The sequence below is a fragment of the Bradyrhizobium vignae genome (genome assembly GCF_004114425.1).
Lineage (GTDB): Bacteria > Pseudomonadota > Alphaproteobacteria > Rhizobiales > Xanthobacteraceae > Bradyrhizobium > Bradyrhizobium vignae.
Genome location: NZ_RDQF01000052.1, coordinates 1 through 18,346 on the forward strand (window position 1 = coordinate 1; position 18,346 = coordinate 18,346).

At 61.9% G+C, this 18,346-nt stretch carries 9 protein-coding genes and 4 pseudogenes; 7 read left to right on the forward strand and 6 right to left on the reverse strand.

What is annotated here, in order from left to right; genetic code table 11:
• Positions 1-120: 120 nt before the first annotated feature.
• The 4 genes and pseudogenes from EAV90_RS30705 to EAV90_RS30720 all read right to left on the reverse strand — a co-directional run.
• Positions 121-438 (reverse strand): annotated as a pseudogene (locus tag EAV90_RS30705) (hypothetical protein); the annotation flags it as partial.
• Positions 435-3,893 carry a DEAD/DEAH box helicase gene (locus EAV90_RS30710; protein ID WP_129145578.1) on the reverse strand — a complete coding sequence of 1,153 codons (3,459 nt, stop codon included), beginning with the start codon at positions 3,891-3,893 and terminating at the stop codon, positions 435-437. The pseudogene EAV90_RS30705 and the gene EAV90_RS30710, both read right to left, overlap by 4 nt.
• A 186-nt stretch (positions 3,894-4,079) precedes the next feature.
• A pseudogene (locus EAV90_RS30715) lies at positions 4,080-4,804 on the reverse strand (SOS response-associated peptidase).
• Between the two features lie 3 nt (positions 4,805-4,807).
• Positions 4,808-5,128 (reverse strand): annotated as a pseudogene (locus EAV90_RS30720) (hypothetical protein); the annotation flags it as partial.
• 273 nt (positions 5,129-5,401) lie between these two features.
• Between EAV90_RS30720 and EAV90_RS30730 the strand changes: the two are divergent.
• Both EAV90_RS30730 and EAV90_RS30735 read left to right on the forward strand, forming a co-directional pair.
• Positions 5,402-5,857 carry an NUDIX hydrolase gene (locus EAV90_RS30730; protein WP_129145579.1) on the forward strand — a complete coding sequence of 152 codons (456 nt, stop codon included), beginning with the start codon at positions 5,402-5,404 and terminating at the stop codon, positions 5,855-5,857.
• 36 nt (positions 5,858-5,893) lie between these two features.
• Positions 5,894-6,316, forward strand: coding sequence for a metallophosphoesterase family protein (locus tag EAV90_RS30735; protein ID WP_245509658.1), 423 nt, complete (start codon positions 5,894-5,896; stop codon positions 6,314-6,316).
• Between the two features lie 53 nt (positions 6,317-6,369).
• Here the strand turns inward: EAV90_RS30735 and ligD are convergent, their stop codons facing one another.
• Positions 6,370-7,317: a non-homologous end-joining DNA ligase gene (ligD, locus tag EAV90_RS30740; RefSeq protein WP_129145581.1), complete on the reverse strand. Its 948-nt coding sequence runs from the start codon at positions 7,315-7,317 to the stop codon at positions 6,370-6,372.
• A gap of 245 nt (positions 7,318-7,562) precedes the next feature.
• Between ligD and EAV90_RS30745 the strand changes: the two genes are divergently transcribed.
• The gene (locus EAV90_RS30745; RefSeq protein WP_006022625.1) at positions 7,563-7,751 is read left to right on the forward strand and encodes a DUF3606 domain-containing protein; all 189 of its coding nucleotides are present in this window, start codon (positions 7,563-7,565) and stop codon (positions 7,749-7,751) included.
• A 30-nt stretch (positions 7,752-7,781) separates the two neighbouring features.
• Here the strand turns inward: EAV90_RS30745 and EAV90_RS30750 are convergent, their stop codons facing one another.
• Entirely contained in the window at positions 7,782-8,045 is a 264-nt protein-coding gene (locus tag EAV90_RS30750) for a hypothetical protein (RefSeq protein WP_129145582.1), read from the reverse strand.
• Between the two features lie 1,266 nt (positions 8,046-9,311).
• Between EAV90_RS30750 and EAV90_RS30755 the strand changes: the two genes are divergently transcribed.
• The 4 genes and pseudogenes from EAV90_RS30755 to EAV90_RS30780 all read left to right on the forward strand — a co-directional run bounded on the left by EAV90_RS30755 (position 9,312) and on the right by EAV90_RS30780 (position 18,062).
• Positions 9,312-10,274: an ArdC family protein gene (locus EAV90_RS30755; RefSeq protein ID WP_129145583.1), complete on the forward strand. Its 963-nt coding sequence runs from the start codon at positions 9,312-9,314 to the stop codon at positions 10,272-10,274.
• Between the two features lie 103 nt (positions 10,275-10,377).
• Positions 10,378-12,496: pseudogene (locus tag EAV90_RS39775) on the forward strand (ParB/RepB/Spo0J family partition protein).
• A 185-nt stretch (positions 12,497-12,681) separates the two neighbouring features.
• Positions 12,682-17,001, forward strand: a complete 4,320-nt coding sequence (locus EAV90_RS30775) for a strawberry notch-like NTP hydrolase domain-containing protein (protein WP_129145584.1) — start codon at positions 12,682-12,684, stop codon at positions 16,999-17,001.
• The gene (locus EAV90_RS30780; RefSeq protein WP_129145585.1) at positions 17,001-18,062 is read left to right on the forward strand and encodes a DUF7146 domain-containing protein; all 1,062 of its coding nucleotides are present in this window, start codon (positions 17,001-17,003) and stop codon (positions 18,060-18,062) included. Before EAV90_RS30775 ends, EAV90_RS30780 begins: the two co-directional genes overlap by 1 nt.
• Positions 18,063-18,346: the final 284 nt, after the last annotated feature.

Sequence of the window (18,346 nt, forward strand, 5' to 3'; positions counted from 1 at the left end):
GTTCAATCCGCTTCCACTCCGCCTCACTCAGCCAATATAGCTTTTGCCCCATCAAGCCCCCCTTCGACTCGGAGGTCTTGAATCACAACTCCGCCTCAGCGGGAATCCCTATTGAGTACAGACCCTAATGTGAATCTCGCGATCTTCGGTTCGCTCTGGCAAAGCGCCCCCCAACCGGATGAAGTCGTGACCGACAGTGCTTGTTGCCAATTGGGGAACAGGTGACAGGCGTATCTCGACCAGGCCGAACTGCATCAGCCGCGCGATGGTCGAGCCGGCGACCTGGACAGGAATTCCGAGCGACGTAGCAACACCCTCGATCGTGTCTGGGGCGCGATCGAGCGCGAGCAGGATCATTTCCTCAATTGGGCTCCATCCCCAGGTGCGTTGGACGATGGCACGCGCACGATAGTGCCAGGCGGGAAGGTAGATTTTCACGCGGGAAATCTCCCGTTCTCATCGACCGTGATGATGGATGCACCCTTGACCTTGACGGTGGTGCCGTCCTTTCTGACGAGGTCGTAATCGGTTCCGGCCAGCGTCGCGAACTCCTTCAGCATCTTGCGAAGGAACTCAAGCTCATCTTTGTTTCCATCCGGATCTATTCCGTCCACAACGTCGCGAATGAAGTGTTGGCTTGTGGCAAGTACAAGCTTTTGCCTGGCGCGGCTGAGCAGCACGTTCATGCGTTGCGGGCTCTTAACGAAGCCGAGAGCGCGCGATCCGAACATGACATTGTTGCGCGTGAGGCTCGCGACGACGACGTCGGCCTCGCCGCCCTGGAAGCTGTCGCTCGTAAAGATAAACTCTCCGTTGCTGCGCGGGCTGGCGAAGCCAAACAAAGTCTTGTCTTTCTTGATCTGTTGGTTGAGTAGGTGCTTGAACCAATTAACCTGCGCCAGGTATGGCGAAAGGATCACCAGTGTGGGGCGGCGGCCATCGCCGCTGACGACCGGATGCAAGCTTTTCAAAGCTGCTATTAAAGCCTGAGCCTCAAGGTCGTTGCGGTACGATCGCTTCACTTTCATTTCGAAATTGCGCCGTTTCGTCACGCTGAGCGGCGGGAAATCGAGGAGAACGATCGGCGCGGCGAGGCGAGGCGCGTTCGATGTAACAGTCAGCGCGCGACGCTTGACGCGATCGGAGGGAACGAGCCTTCTGTTGTAGAAAGTATTCGAGACAAGGTCCCCGATGGCGGGGTGCATACGGCTCTGCTCGAGGAGAGTATTGACGATCGTACTCGGCCGTCGCGCGTCCTTTTCCCGCTGCTCTTCGCGCTCTGCGATCGACCGGAAGGGCTCTTCAAGACGCGCTGCTGTCGCGAGCACTTCCTTCAGCAAAAGCTCGTTCGACTTGATAGTATCGAGTGCCTCGTTCACTTCTGGCGGCAGATCGGAGATGGTTTCAAGCTGCTCTTTTGCGCCCCGCAACAGCTCCGACGCGCGTTCAGCATCGTAAAACTTTTGCCGCTGGGCGGCATCGAATGGAGACAGCTGGTTATGGTCTCCAACCACGATCCTCCTGTTGCCCAGCAACAGTGCGCCGATCAGCTCCGCGCCATTGGCGCGAGCAGCCTCCTCCACGATGACCCAGTCGAACTGGTCGCCGTCGGCGATCATTTCTTCGATAATGTGGGACGACGTCGTGGCAAGCGTCACATCGGATGATCGCAGCAACAGATTTTCGGTATCGCGAAACACGCGGTCGGCAACCACCGTTTCGGACGGATCCACGGGTTGAAGGGCTTGTTTGATTTGGTGGCGTTGATTGACCATCGCACCTTCCGCAGCGTGGCCCGCCACTGAGACCGACCGGAGCAGACTAACCGAGCTCGTTCGCAGGGAGGTAACTTCGTCGGTCGGTCGCGTGCGGTCGACACGAACCACGATCTCCGGACCGCCCGCCAGGGTCTTTTTGAGTTCGTCCTCCATCTGAATCAAGGTTTCGTGGTTTTGTGCCGAGACCAGCAGCCTGGCGCCCCGTGTCTTTCCCAGAATACTCTTGACGAGATGCGAGATCAGGAAGGTCTTGCCGACGCCAGGGGGGCCGACAACGACATTGATGGATCTACCGGCGACAATCGCGTCCCATGCGGACTTTTTCGATGCATCCATATCGTCCGGCGGCGTGCTGCCGGGAGCTGCAATATCGCGCAGCGCATCGTCCAGCGCGACCTGTGCCGGATCGTCGATCGCTCTTAAGAGTTCAATATTGGTCCGCGCCGCCACGATATTCTGAAGGCGGCGGCGGATAGCGCGCTCGAATCCGCTATCGCGTCGAGGACGAAGAAAGAGAGTCTGGCCCGGCACGACCGCTTCGCTTGTCGCGAATATGTAAGTCAGGCGCCCCTCGACGATGCCGCCGGTTCCTTCATAACTGAGCTCGGGAAGCCGCTCACGGTCGCCGGCGAGCGCATCAAGGCGTGACAGCGTCCAATTCGGCTTGCCATCGTCGTACTTCAACTCGTGGCCCAGGGCGTCGTATGCCGGACGTAGTCCCATCATTTTGCGCCGGACGTCGCGCTCGTCATCCTCGCGGCATGCGATCCAGGCCAAATCGGTATCTCCATCCGATGGCGGATGAAGCACTTCGACGGGATAGATGCGAAACTGCTCGCGCAACCATGTAAAGGCTTCGAGTAGGATGAGGGCGTACCAGGTTGGAATATCGTTGGATCGTTGAGCCGCGCGGCTATTGCCACTGGCGTCGATCCACTGCTTGGCACCGGGACCAAGCTTGCGCACCCGCTCTTCAGCGCTTTTCCGGGTTCGCGCCAGATAGACCCTGTGAGAGACCTCGACGGCATCGAAGATGTGATCATCAGGCCGCCTTTTGTTGGCATTCTCGATCATGCCGACACAATCATCGATGACTTTCACGCCATAGGCGGCAAGATCGGTGACGACACGCACAAAGGCCTGATCCACAACAGCAGTACGTACCGTTGGTCCGCTGAGATCGTCTTCGACAAACCGGAGGACTGCGTCCCGGTCATCTGCCTGTATGGTGCCAGACGTGAGAGCCGGAAGGTCGCTTTGGATAACTTGAGGCGAGGGATAGAGAACGAGTTCGCCTTCGGCGCTCGATCCTGACCGGTCAAGATCGGCCACGACCTCCGTCAGCTCGCTCAGGACAATATTGCCGTCGAAAAGCTGATGGTGCGGTGGATTGGCAAGGCGATTGAGCATGCGCCGTTCGATCGGCAGCAGCGAAGGTCCGCCGCCGTCCTCGGTAAGGCCAAGGATACGGGACGCCGCCTGCCCCAGATCGCTCCAGTCCTGTCGGAACGATACGGTGCCCGAGGGCCGCAGGAGATGTCCCGCACCGCCCATATCGCCGTCGGCGATGTGCACGCACGCCTCGTAGCCGCCGAGTCGGAAATCCTCCTTCTCATCGCTATGCGAGAACATCGCATGTTCACTGATAGCGCCATGCACAATTCCCGCGTCATGGCAAAGCGCGAGTCCTTCGGCTACGCGCAGGATATTGCGCCAAAACATTTTGCGACCGGTCGTCGTAAGCAACCGGCCTTCTCGCGCTCGAACCCTGTGCAATGACCCGCTGATCGGACTGCCAGGATCGATCATCAGGATGCCGATCTCATCCTGGTCCTCGACGATTTCAAGAACCTCAACCAACAGCTGTCGTGCACGGCGCGACGACAGAACGCGCCGGACACGCCTGAGCCCGTGCGTGATGAGTCGTTTCAGGTCCTCGTCGAGCGGAGATCCGGTCTTCTTAAACAGACGAAGGAGATAGTCCTCGCCGTCGGCGATGCCGGTGGCAAAGCGAAGTTGAGAATGCCAGCCGTCGATGCCGCTGGAAAACGCAGTGTCGGCAAACGTAAACCGTGCGTCGAGCGTCGTCTTTCCTAGCTTCGGACCTCGCGCCATGGCGACGTAATCCTTTGGATAGAGTGCAACAGCGTGATTCGCATGCGGAGGATAACCATATGATCTGAAGCGAAGTTATCGACCCAAAAACCGGGATTTTGCAGGGTATTCTCAGTGTCGCGCGATCGTCTGATTCGCCAAAGATTGGACACGGTCGCGGCCCTGTTTGGTCGTCGGCCTCGTCAGTCACGGCGCCAAGCCGAGGGGGTCTTCTTTGACGCCGCGGGCGACGATCCGAAGGCTGCTGTCCGGAAGCGGCCGCTGTAGCTTCAGGGCCTCGTCCAGAGGAGCCGTCATCCAGGTCTCTACCTCGTCCGGTGTCGTTAGGATCACGGGCATGGCCTTCGGATGGATGGCGGCAACCTGGGTGTTCGGCTCTGTCGTGAGGAAAGCGTAGAGGTCGTTGGTGGTCTCGCCTTCCTTGACTTTCCGCACAGACGTCCAGTTGGTCCAGATGCCGGCGAAGCAGGCGAGGGGGCGGGTCTCGTCGAGCGCGAACCAGATATCACCGCCTTGGGCCTTGTTGAACTCGCTGAAGGAGTTGAACGGCACCAAGCAGCGATTTTCGGTACCCAGCCATCGTGTCCAATGTTTGCTCTTCACATTGCGGATGTTTGTCGTGCGGCCGTCCGGCTCCATTCTGAGCAACTCCTGAAATCCACTGCCTTGCCTTTGGCCTGCAGCTTCTCGGCTCGCTTCTTCGTGGCGTCCATCAGCGCCTTTGACGACGACGGCATTCCCCACCGCGCCGTAGCGAGTTCGCGGCCCTCGGCCCCGTTGCGTACGATCGGTGCCTGGTAATCGGGAAACACGCCGGGCATTGGCGCCAGATTGCCGACGTACCGGTTCACGACACGAAACAGAGCGCTGATCGCGGCCTGGTTGGTCGTGATCGAATAAAGATTGCACATGAGTCAGGATTCGGTTCGAGGGTGGTGCGACTGCCACGTCAACTGTAGCAGAGTCGCGGATGGACGCCGGCCCGCATTGGCGCATTTGCGGCAGCGCAGCCGGCTGGCGAGATCGTGCACGAAGGTGGTCGGCGGGTGCTTCATCGCGGCGAGGTCCACGTCGCTCGGCGTCTTGCATCGCGTGCACCTGATCTCCAGCCAGGGAAAGCCTCCGTTCACGGCCTGGTCGATGGTCGGTGATGGATCGATCGGTTCGCCGTCACTCCACATCCGCTCGTTCCAGCTTTCGCAAAGCAGCCTGTCGGCTTGCTGGATCATCGCCTCTGGTGGATGGCAAATCCCAATCTCGACGATGTCACGCGAGATCATCTCGTCGGGAAGCCAATGGTGGCCCGGCGGGCGGTGCACGACGCTAGGAACGCGGCCAACCGCGAGGCCGAAGTAACGACATAGAGCGTGGACGAGGCTAAGCAGGCGCTCGGTGAGCGCGATCCGGTATGGTGGGACAATGGCTCGCCGGATCTCGATTGCTCTGCAAAGTAGGAGCGATATCGTTGCGGTGAAAAAGACTCCAGGAGATCGACCTCGAGCGCGGGCATTCTCGCATACCGCAAGGGCCCTCGTGGGCTCGAGGTACTGCTGGTTCATCCTGGTGGTCCGTTCTGGCGCAACAAGGATGATGGCGCCTGGTCCATTCCTAAGGGCGAAATCGATGCCAACGATCCTCCGGAGAACGTCGCTCGACGCGAGTTTGCCGAAGAACTCGGCCCGAGCGCTTCGATTGGTCTTCTCCAGGCCCTGGGGGAAGTCCGACAGCGAGGAGGGAAGCGCGTCATCGCATTCGCCGGAGAGGGCCGCTTTGACCCGGCGGCGTTGATCAGCAATACCTTCGATATCGAATGGCCGCCCCGAAGCGGTCGACGGCAGAGTTTTCCCGAAGTCGACCGCGCGGAATGGTTTGATATCGAGCTCGCGCGGACCAAGATGCTGTCCGCTCAGGTAGAGTTCCTCGATCGTCTTTTGGCAATCGCGGTTGAGAGTGCCGGGAAATGAGCTTCCGGAGGAATCATTTCGGACACGCACGGCCTGTTGAGGCCCGAGGCGGAGCGAGGCCTGACGGGCGTCGATCACATCATTCATGCCGGCGACATCGGGCGCCCCGAGATCGTCGACGCGCTTCGCCGGCTCGCGCCCGTCACGGCCATTCGTGGAAACGTGGATGATGGCGAATGGGCTCGCGACTACCCCGTCTCGAACCTTGTGCGCCTGGCGGGAAAGTCGATCTACGTTCTGCACGACCTGAAGTCGCTGAAGGTCGATCCCGGCGCCGGCATCGACGTCATCGTCTCCGGGCATTCCCACGTGCCGAAGATCGACATGGTCGGTGGCATTCTCTACCTGAATCCCGGCAGCGCGGGACCTCGCCGTTTTAAGCTGCCGATCACGTTTGCGACGCTCGAACTCACGCCTGACGGCATGCGACCGGAAATCCACGACCTTGGAGGCGAGTGAGTGTCGGCGGAGGGTGCGTCAATCCTTTTGCCGGCTTTCGCCGAAGGGAAGCTCTACTTGCGCGGACGTTCTCGCTCGCGCACGACGTCCTTCGCCCGCTTGTCGAACCTGAGCCCAAGGTAGACGGGCGGGCGCAGTTCGCCCTTACTCGTCCACTCCGCGAATTTGACCTCGGCAACCAACGAGGGCCTGACCCAGGTCGTGGCGGCCTCGTCCTTCACTTTGGCAGGGAAAGGTGATTTTGGGGTCGTCAGCTTCATGAGCTTGGTGTGGAGGTCTTCCAGGACCTTGTGGCTGAAGCCAGTGCCAACATGTCCGATATAGCGCCATGTGTCGTCTTCCCGCACGGCGAGGACCAGGGCGCCGAAGTATGGTCTTGTACGCTTCGGCGCCGTGAAGCCCGCGATCACCACTTCCTGCCGCTTTGCTGTCTTGATCTTCAGCCAATCCGCCGTCCGGCTTCCGGACGCATACGGGCTGTCGGCGCGCTTCGCCATGACGCCTTCCAAACCCTTCCGCTCGGCCTCGGCGAAGAATTTCGTGCCGCTCGCTTTGCGGTGACGGCTGAAGGTGATCAGCCGGTGACGCGGCAAGATCGCTTTCAGCCGTTCCTTGCGCTCGAGCAGAGGCTGTTTGCGCAAGTCAACTGTGTTCTGAAACATGAGATCGAAGGCGCAATACAGGAGCTTCGCTTCATGACGTAGCGCGTTCTGAAGCAGCTGGAAATGCGAGACGCCGTCCTTTCCGATCGCGACGAGCTCCCCGTCGATCACGGCGTCGCCCTTCACGCCCTCCAGCGCTTTGGCGACCTCGATATAGCTGCGGCTGATGATCTTGCCGTTGCGGCTGTAGAGCGAAACCTTGCCCCGCCAGATTTCCGCGATCATCCGGAAGCCGTCGTATTTATCCGCGAAAACCCAGTCGGCGTCGTCAAACGGCGCGTTGGTGAGCGTAGCCAGCATCGGCTGTAAGCGCTTGGGCAGGGTCGACGTCCGGCTCATTCAAGGGCCAATCCTTCAGTGCGTTTTGCGTAATGCAGGGACGGCACCTTATTGCTCTAGGTGGCCAGGGCCGGTTCGATGAAGCCGGGGAGAAGCGCCTTGATGCCGATAGCCGCCGGCCTATTACGCGCGAAACGCCACTGAAGAACTCCACGCTACAGCCGATTCAAATTGGCACAGTTCGAATCGTTCCGGAACCTGCGAATCCTTGTCGCGTTGCTTCGATGTCACGACAGGAGGCACCCATGGCGGCAGCGAAGAAGAGCAAGACGGCGCGCGGACGAAAGCAGGATCGGGCGCGGGTGGCCGGCGGGCAGGACTACGAAGTGCAGTACGAGGCGAAGAAGACCGGAAAGTCGGCGCCGGCGGTGAAGAAGGCCGTCAAAAAGGTCGGTAACGCGCGCAAGCGGGTGGAGAAACGGCTGGGCCGCTGAGTCGGAGAGACGGGCTGGCGTCCCAAGGGGCTAGTCAGAGGGGCATTCAGGGCAGGTGTCACCGATTGAGTCCAGAACGTCGCGAACCGCGGCCTCCGCTGCTTGACGGGAGACGCCTTCCGGCAGGTCTCTACGGGCGATATCGAAGGCCCGCTCTCGGGCATGCGGATCGGCGCGGTCCTGCATCCAACCGTGCTCCTCGCACTCGCGGATGACGCCGGCTTCGTTCAGCACGTTGATCGCCCAACCCCGCAGGGTGCGGATCGCTGGCCGTCTCTGCTTGGTCATTAGCATTGAAGGTTCTCCCACGCTGAGACGAATCGTTTAGTCCCGCAGACGTTCCCGATCGCTAACACGCGACTGGGATTCCGGATGGTGGGATCTCGTGGTCCAAAGGCCAAATTTTCCGCCCGGCCTGGTGCCAGGGCGGGCAAGAACGAACTGAAGAAACCGTTTTCCGATCTTCAGACGTCTTATCCGTTTTGCGCGTGCGGCTGTCGCCCCACCGGGCTCTCGTGAACCGAGCCGCGGAGCGTCTCGGCCTTGCGGCTTCGATCCCTCGCGCGCGAGCAGATCACGCTCTCGCGGGGCAGAAACGAAAAGCCGGACCTTTATGCAGCAGCCACCTGCACAAAGGTCCGGCCTTGTCTTAGCGTGCCGCGATACCAAACGGCTGCAAAGGACGCTTCATATCCTTTGGGAGGTCTCGCTTTTCATCCGGGTTGCGACCCGGAGGCGGCAAAAGTTCAGTAGCCGATACGACTACTTCTTTTTCTTTGAAGTCTTCTTTGCCACCTTCTTGGTGGCTGCCTTCGCGGTCTTCTTTGCCTTCTTCGCTTTCTTGGCCATGTCGTCCTCTGTAAGAATTGGCTCTCAGTGAACATGCCCACGCCGTGCATGGACATGCGCACGAGTGAGACGATATCACAAAAGCAAAATTGATACCAAGGAGACGTGAATCCGCATTGAGTCGCTCGCCGGAGGCACTCGCTCTCAGGCACGCCGTCATTGCATGCCGGCGTTGCTATCACTGCCCTTCGGGTCGGGTGCCTTCTTAACCGGTCTCGCGACTGCACTCGGTCCCGGGTCCCGCCGCTACGCGTCGGCGCTATGCTGACCCTCCTACGGGTGCCTCTTTTGCTGCGTCCCGCGAGTGGTCTTCGCTTTCGCTCCGCCCACAGGCCTCTCGCCTGCATCACGTTCGCTCAGGTTTTGGCGCGTGCGGCAAGAGCCGCACCGGGCTCTCGTGAACCGAGCCGCGCCGCGTCTCGGGCGAGCCCCTTTCCCGAGTGCCCCCGGCGAGGAGCACCAAAGCTCTGGCCCGAGGGATCGAAGCCGCAGCCATAGCGACCCGAAGGGGCACGCGGGTCCGAGTGCAGCGACGAGACCGGTTCAATAGCGGCACCCGGGAACGGGGCAGTGATAGCGATCGCCGCAGATCGGGCCTGCGGCCTAAGGCAGATTGCGCTAGAAGCTGAGAGTAAGAGTGCAGGCTGGGTTTTTCCGTGACGGGTTACAAGCTGCGAGAGAGGCTCGTGGCGCCCGTCGCGGAGACCCGCGATGTCGAACCCTACTGCTTGCGCGCGCGTCGGCCAGGACCGGGCAAACCTCTATAACGAAATCACCGACAAGATCATTGCCGAGCTTGAGGCCGGACGCGTCCCCTGGGTTCAGCCCTGGGGTACGGCCGCGGCGAAAGCGCCGCTGGCCATGCCGAAAAACGCGTCGACCAACCGGCAATACAGTGGCGTTAACATCCTCATCCTCTGGGGAGCCGTGATCGAACGCGGATTTGCCGGTCAAAGTTGGCTCACCTTTCGTCAGGCGCTCTCGCTCGGCGGCCACGTTCGCAAGGGAGAGCGCGGCACCACAGTGGTGTACGCTGATCGTTTCGTGCCGAATGACGAAAAGCGCCGGGCGGCCGAGACCGGCGAAGACGCGCAGGCAATTCCATTCCTCAAACGATTTACTGTTTTCAACGTCGAACAGTGCGAGGAACTGCCCGACGGCATCGCAACCGCTGCGCCGCCACCGCCGGCTGGCCTGATTGACCCCACGGTTGACGCCCTGATCAAGGCCAGCGGAATTCCATTTCGCATTGGTGGAGATCGCGCATTCTACGCAACAGCCGAAGACTATGTTCAGGTCCCGCCGCCGCAGACCTATTTCGAACCGATCAACTGGCACCGTACCGCGTTGCATGAACTCGGTCATGCGACCGGGCATCCCTCGCGCCTCAATCGCGACCAGAGCGGATCCTACGGTACGAAGAAATATGCCTTTGAAGAACTGGTCGCCGAGTTGAGTTCCGCATTCAGCTGCGCGTCGCTCGGGATCGTCCCGACGGTGCGCCATGCCGACTATATCGGCTCCTGGCTTGAAGTCCTGCGCGAAGACAGTCGGGCCATCGTGCGGGCCGCCTCACAGGCGAGCAAGGCCGTGGACTATTTGCTCGGCTTCGTTCCCGGGTCCATTGAGCTTCCGTCGCTGGATTCGGTTGTCGCCGATCACGAGACGGCGTGATGCTTGGCCTGGTGGCTGCGCGAGAGTGAGAGGACGGGAGGCTGTTCGCGACGGGTTGGAAGCCCAGAGAGAGACTCACGGCCGCCCGTCGTGGAGAGCCAAGATGACGAAAGCCCTCCAAAAGATCACGCTGTCGCCTTCCCGGGACATTCGCTTCAGCAAACTCGTGCTCAGCCAGTCGAACGTTCGCCGCGTCAAGGCCGGTGTTTCGATCGAGCAGCTAGCCGAGAGCATCGCGCAGCGTAGGCTTCTGCAAAGTCTAAGTGTCCGGGCCGTTGTTGATCCGGATGGCAACGAGACCGGCATGTTCGAGGTGCCGGCGGGCGGCCGGCGATATCGCGCTCTGGAGCTCCTGGTGAAACAGAAGCGGATGTCCCAGACGCAGGCGGTGCCGTGCGTCGTTCGCGAAGGTGGCATCGCCGAGGACGATTCGGTGGCGGAGAACGATGAGCGGGGGGGGCCTGCATCCGCTTGATCAGTTTCGGGCCTTCCAGACACTGCGCGATCTCGGCATGAGCGAGGAAGACATTGCCGCGCGCCATTTCGTGAACCCTGCAATCGTCAAGCAGCGCCTGCGCCTGGCGTCGGTCTCGCCGAAGCTGCATGAGGTCTATGCTGAAGACGGCATGACGCTCGAGCAGCTCATGGCGTTCTCGGTCACGGCCGATTACGCCTGCCAGGAGCAAGTCTGGCAGAATGTCAGCCGTTCCGGCTATGACGAGCCTTACCAGATCCGGCGCTTGCTCACCGAGAACACCGTACGGGGGTCCGATCGCCGCGCCCAATTTGTGGGCCTTGATGCCTATCAGCACGCGGGTGACGGCGTTCTGCGGGATCTGTTCGAGCACGACGACGGCGGCTGGCTTCAGGACGTCGTCCTGCTCGACCGCCTCGTAACCGAAAAGCTCAAGGCCGAGGCTGAGACGATTGCCGCCGAAGGCTGGAAGTGGATATCGGTCGCCGTAGACTTCTCCTACGGTCACACTCAAGGCCTACGGAAGATCGAAGGCAAGCCTGTCAATCTCTCGCCTGAGGAGCAGGCCACTATCGATGCCCTGAATGCCGAGCAGGCCAAGCTGGAAACCGATTACCAGGATGCGGACGAGCTGCCCGAGGAGATCGATCAGCGTCTCGGCGAAATCGAGTCGGCACTGGCGGTGTTCGAAGATCGGCCGATGCTTTACGAACCGGCGGAGATCGCCCGATCTGGTGTCTTCACCAGCATCGATAACGAGGGACGTCTCTCCGTGGACCGGGGTTACGTGCGGCCGGAGGACGAACTGCCGGCAACCGGTCCTGATGTTGTGCAGGGCGCCGAAACGTCGTCGATCGAAGGTCAAGAAGAGGGCTCTTCCGTCCAGTGCACGGTGATCGCGGTCGCGGGTAGTGCTCCTGATGCTGAAGAAGATGATGAGGACGCGGCCAGGCCTCTGCCGGATCGGCTGATCACCGAGCTGACGGCGCATCGTACGCTGGCATTGCGGGATGCACTGGCAGAAAATCCGGCGATCGCGTTCCAGGCAGTGCTGCATAACTTCGTGCTGACGGCCTTTTACCGGTTCGCGTCGTCCGGGAGCTGCCTTGAGATCGGCCTTCGCACGCCGAACTTTCCAGCTCAAGCTCCGGGGCTGAGAGAAAGCGTCTCCGCTAAGGCCGTCGAGGCGCGACATGAGGTCTGGAAGGCACGGTTGCCGAAGAGCGAGAACGATCTCTGGGGTGCACTGTCAGCTCTTGATGGCGATGCACAGGCATCGCTATTCGCCCATTGTGCATCATTTGCCGTCAACGCCGTCTATGAGCCGGCGAATCGCTACAATCAGGGGCGCGTCTCCGCCAATGGCGTTCGCACGCGTCTTGACCAAGCTGAGGTGCTGGCCCGCGCGGTCGGGCTCGACATGGTGCAGGCCGGCTGGCGACCGACCGTCGACAACTATCTCGGCCGGGTCACCAAGCCGCGAATTCTGGACGCGGTGCGGGAAGCCAAGGGCGAGTCGTCGGCACAACTGATCGATCATCTGAAGAAGGCCGAGATGGCAAAGGAGGCCGAGCGCCTTCTGGATGGCTCGGGCTGGTTGCCGGAGCCGCTGCGTCTCGTCGATCTCAATGCGGCGCCAGTGGAGCAGGAGGGCGGAGCAGGCCCGCTGCCAGAATTCCTCGCCGACGAGGAGGATCCGGAGAACGCCGGCGACGATGATCCGCAACAGCTCGACGCGGCTGAGTGAACATCATCGAGCGGGATGGCTAGGGCCATCCCGCAGTTGCTTGGGGACCTGTGTACAGCGCCGGTTCCCATTCTTATGGGCGAGGGCTGAGAGGGAGAGCCGGGCCGGGAGGGGTTTGAGCCGTCGGGGTCGGAGGAGAGCGCCTGGTGGTTCGACCCATTCCTGCTCTCCGAAAGAACCCTGCCATGACCGAATCTCTTGCCGGCGGTGTCGCCACGCCGCTCTCCATGCGTGCCACTGCAAATCTCACCTCTGCCGCTATTAGGGCCGCGCGACAGGTCCTGACCGAGCTCGAACGCGGCCGTCGCATCGATGCAGCTGTTCTGCGTACCGCTGTGGAGTCTGCCTTCAGCGCCCCGGACACGGCCGGCGCCTGGAACTGGAAGACCGCCTATGACGTCTGCGAGGCGGCAACCGTTCTGTTTCTTCGCAAGTTCGGACCGGCCATACGGGCCAGGGCTGGCTCGACTGCCGCCATGCTGCCGATGCTCGCGAAGGTCGCGAGCTGTTTGCCGACCCACACGCGGCGTTCCGAGGACAGCCAGGTACTTCAGCAATTCTCGACGCCCATTCCGTTGGGACTGGTCGCATGCAGTGCAGCCGGCATTACATCGGTCGATCGCGTTCTGGAGCCTTCCGCGGGGACGGGCTTGCTCGCCGTCTTTGCAGAGCTCGCCGGGGGCGCCTTGATGTTGAACGAGTTGGCCGAGACCCGGGCGGGGTTGCTCGAGCATCTGTTCGCGGGCGTTAACGTCACGCGGTTCGATGCTGCTCAGATCGATGACCACCTCGATGTGAGTGTCGCGCCGAGCGTCGTTCTGATGAACCCGCCGTTTTCCGCGGTGGCGAATGTCGATCGACGGATGGCTGATGCGGCTCTCCGTCACATCACTTCAGCGCTCGCGCGTCTTTGCGACGGTGGACGCCTCGTCGCCATCACTGGCGCCAGCTTCGCACCGGATAACCCAGCATGGCGAGAAGCCTTTGTGCGGCTCCAGGAACGCGGGCAGGTCGTTTTTTCCGCCGCGATCGACAGCACCATCTACGCGAAGCACGGAACACTAGTCGATACACGGCTGCTTGTGATCGACAAGCTGGCCGCTGCCGATCCAACGGCCTTTCCCGCATCGCCAGGCTTGGCGGCCGACGTCGCCACTTTGCTTGGCTGGGTGAGCCTGCATGTGCCTCCAAGGCTGCCTGTCGCCACGCCATCGGAGATCGCGGCTATCGGGCGGCCTGCGAAGTCGCGATCGACCGGCGCCGTTGCACCGCGCTTATCGTCTTCTTCGATAGGCGCAGCGCCAGAAGGCGTCGAACTTGCGTACGAAACGGTCGAATGGTCGCCGCCGGAAGGCACCCGGCTCACCAATGCGCTTTACGAGGAGTACGGATTGCAGTCGATCCGTATTCCTGGATCGTGCGCACACCCGACCAAACTCGTGCAATCCGCGGCGATGGCTTCCGTTGCGCCACCGAAGCCTTCCTATCGTCCGCACCTGCCGGCCAATGTTATGGCAGACGGAGTTCTATCGAATGCCCAGCTCGAGAGCATCATCTATGCAGGTGAGGCGCATTCTGAGTTTCTCGCGGGCTCCTGGACGGTCGACGCAACCTTTGATGTTGTGGCCGCCGCGCGCGATGACGCGGAAAATGCCGTCCGCTTTCGCCGCGGCTGGTTTTTGGGCGATGGCACCGGGGCGGGCAAGGGGCGGCAGGTCGCGGAGATCCTGCTCGACAACTGGCTCAAGGGCCGTCGTCGTGCGGTCTGGATCAGCAAGTCCGACAAGCTGATTGAAGATGCGCAGCGCGACTGGTCCGCACTGGGCATGGAGCGATTGCTTGTTACGCCGCTTTCGCGGTTTCGCCAGGGTACCCCGATCCGGCTCTCGGAAGGCATCCTATTTACCACCTACGCTACGCTACGGACCGACGAGCGTGGCGAAAAGCTTTCGCGTGTCAGACAGATCGTTGAATGGTTGGGCGCCGATTTCGACGGAGTGATCGTCTTCGACGAGAGCCACGCCATGCAGAATGCGGTCGGGGGCAAGGGCGAGCGCGGCGACCAGGCGGCCTCTCAGCAGGGGCGCGCGGGCTTGAGGCTCCAGCACGCGCTGCCGAATGCTCGCGTCGTTTATGTATCGGCGACGGGCGCAACCACGGTCCACAACCTCGCTTATGCCCAACGCCTCGGTCTTTGGGGCGGCTCCGACTTCCCGTTCGCCACACGCGCCGAATTCGTCGAAGCGATCGAGGAGGGTGGAGTCGCGGCCATGGAGGTGCTCGCGCGTGACCTGAAGGCGCTCGGCCTCTACGCGGCCCGCTCGCTTTCCTATGAAGGCGTCGAATACGACCTCGTCGAGCATCAGCTTACGCCGGAGCAGGTTCGCATCTACGACGCCTATGCAGATGCGTTCAGCATCATCCATAACAACCTCGACGCGGCGATGCGGGCCGCCAACATCACCGGCGAAACCGGAACGCTGAACGGGCAGGCGAAATCCGCGGCCCGATCCGCCTTTGAAAGCGCCAAACAGCGCTTCTTTGGCCATTTGCTGACCTCAATGAAGACGCCGTCGCTCATCCGGTCGATCGACCGCGATCTCGCCGCCGGCCACGCCGCTGTCATCCAGATTGTTTCAACGGGCGAAGCGCTGATGGAGCGCCGGCTCGCCGAGATCCCGACCGAAGACTGGCGCGACGTTCAGGTCGACATCACCCCGCGCGAGTATGTGCTCGACTATCTCGCCCATTCCTTCCCGGTCCAGCTCTACGAACCATTCGCCGACTCTGAGGGCAACCTCTGCTCTCGGCCTGTCTATCGCGATGGGCAGCCGGTCGAGAGCCGGGAAGCCGTCGCACGACGCGGCCGCCTCATCGAGAAACTCGCCTCGCTGCCTCCGGTCCCCGGCGCGCTGGATCGAATCGTGCAGCAATTCGGCACCGACATCGTCGCCGAAGTGACCGGCCGCTCGCGCCGCATCATTCGTAAGGGCGATCGGTTGGTGGTCGAAAACCGAGCCGGTTCGGCCAATCTCGCTGAGACATCGGCCTTCATGGACGACCTCAAGCGTATCCTCGTGTTCTCCGACGCAGGCGGCACGGGGAGGAGCTACCATGCCGAGCTCTCGGCCCGGAATCGCCGCTTGAGGGTCCATTATTTGCTCGAGCCCGGCTGGAAGGCCGACGCCGCGATTCAGGGGCTCGGCCGCACAAACCGGACCAATCAGGCACAGCCGCCGCTGTTCCGTCCCATTGCGACCGACGTGAAAGCCGAAAAGCGCTTTCTCAGCACCATTGCCCGACGGCTCGACACGTTAGGGGCCATTACGCGCGGCCAGCGCCAGACAGGAGGGCAGGGCCTGTTCCGGCCCGAGGACAATCTCGAAAGCCAGTACGGGCGTGACGCGCTGCGTCAGCTCTATACGCTGCTTGTGCGAGGCAAAGTCGATGGCTGTTCGCTCGAACGGTTCGAGGATGCGACCGGCCTGAAGCTCATGGATGCCAATGGGCTGAGGGATGACCTGCCGCCGATCACCACCTTCCTCAACAGATTGTTGGCACTCACTATCGATCTACAGAATGTGCTGTTCACCGCCTTCGAGCAGCTGTCGACCGCTCGGATCGAGGGCGCGGTCGCGTCGGGTACCTACGACGTCGGCCTGGAAACGCTCCGCGCTGAAAGCTTCGTCGTCGCCGACCGGCGGACGATCTATGACCATCCTGGCACCGGCGCCGAGACCCGGCTGCTCACGGTCGCCCAGCGGCAGCGCAATCATCCGGTGAGTCTGGATGACGCTCTTGCACGTCTTTCCGATCGTCAGGCCGTCCTGCTCGTCAATGAGCGCTCGGGACGAGCCGCCGTGCAGGTCCCTGCGGCGAGCGTCATGCTCGATGATGGCGAGATCGAGCGGCGCGTCCGTCTGATCCGGCCGATGGAGCAGCACCGGGTCGCCCTAAGCATAATGGCAGAAAGCCATTGGGACGAAGCGGATCGTGAACGCTTTGCCTCGGCCTGGCTGGCGGAACTTGCGGAGGTGCCCGAGTTCACGGAAATCACGATCCACGTCGTGGCGGGCTTGCTGCTCCCGATCTGGAAGCGGCTGCCGAACGAATCAACCCGCGTCTATCGGCTCCAGACCGATGCGGGCGAACGCATCATCGGACGCAAGGTTTCCGCGGCGTGGGTCGAAAGCGTCCTTGCAACGGACGCGCCTGCGCTGACACCAGGCGCTGCCTTTGCCGCGCTGATGGAGGGACGGACCGTCCTCGATCTTGCGGAGGGGCTCCAGCTTCGCCGCGTCCGGGTGATGGGCGCGTATCGCATCGAGCTGTCGGGATTCAAAGACACGATGCGCGATCGCCTCCGTGCTTACGGCCTCTTTGGGGAGATCATCTCCTGGAAGCTGCGCATGTTCGTGCCCACGGACGCGAGCGGTGTCGAGATCCTGTCGAATGTACTCGACAGCTATCCGGTTGCGCGCATCAGTGATCGGGAGGCGGCGTGATGTCCCGCGATGCTTCCGAACTGGCACGCCGCCTCTCGCGCGAGGCCGAGGCGGTGTGCCGACACTATCTCTCCAATGGCAGGCGAGCGGGGCGGTACTGGCTGGTCGGCGACGTCCACAACACGCCGGGCCGCTCGTTGTTCGTACGGCTCCAGGAATCGCCGAAGGGACCCGCTGGGAAATGGACCGACGCCGCGACCGGAGAACATGGCGATCTCCTCGACATCATCCGCGAAAGTCTGGCCTTGCGAGACTTTCGCGAGGTCGCTGAGGAGGCGAGGCGCTTTCTAAAGCTACCGCGTTCTGAAGAGCAACCAGCTCAGAAACCTATTCGTCCAGTAGTGCCGGCCGGATCGCAGGAAGCCGCTCGTCGGCTCTTTGCGATATCCAGTCCGATCGAGGGGACGGCGGCTGAAACGTACTTGCAGCGTCGCGGAATAGCCCGCATCCACCATGGTGGCAGCCTCCGCTTCCACCCGCGTTGCTACTATCGGCCGGACGAGCATTTGCCGACCGAAACCTGGCCGGCGATGATAGGCTCTGTCACGGACCTCGAGGGACGGATCACCGGCGTGCATCGCACCTGGCTAGATCCAGACGGCTTTGATCGCGTGCGGCTCGGCAAGGCTCCGATCGACACACCACGACGCGCAATGGGCGACCTTCTGGGCAACGCCGTTCATTTCGGCGTGGTCGATGACGTACTTGCTGCCGGCGAGGGGATCGAGACCATGCTGTCACTGCGTTACGCACTGCCGACCTTGCCCATGGCGGCTGCGCTTTCGGCCAATCACCTCGCAGCCATGTTGCTGCCGTCTGGCCTGCGTCGGCTCTATATCGCCCGCGATGACGATGCTGCCGGAGATGCCGTACAGGCGATTCTCACGCAGCGAGCGGAAGCCGTCGGCGTTGAAGCGATCCCGCTGTCGCCCCGGCTGGGGGACTTCAACGAAGATCTGCACCTCTTCGGGATCGATGCCATCCGAGTACGCTTGCGGCTTCAACTCGTACCAGAGGACGTCGCGCGCTTCCTGCATTCTCCGACGGTAGCCGCGGAATAGCCCCGGCGCTTCCATCGGGGTCGACAGCTCGGTCATAGCAAGGCCACTGCCGGAAGAGGACGCGACCACGGCCTTCTAGAGGGCGATTGGACGGCAAGCGGCTCGGGCCGGCAATGGCTGCGGCCGGCTATTTTCCGCCGCGCGCCGGCGATTAGCCATCTGAGCGGCGCGCTTTGCATCGCGAAGCAAAATAGCCGGCCTTTGCCATCCTCCGCGGCGCTTCGGCCCTCCGCTCTGCTCCGGGTTCTGGCCCGTTCCGCCTGCCGTCTGAGTGATCGCCACGA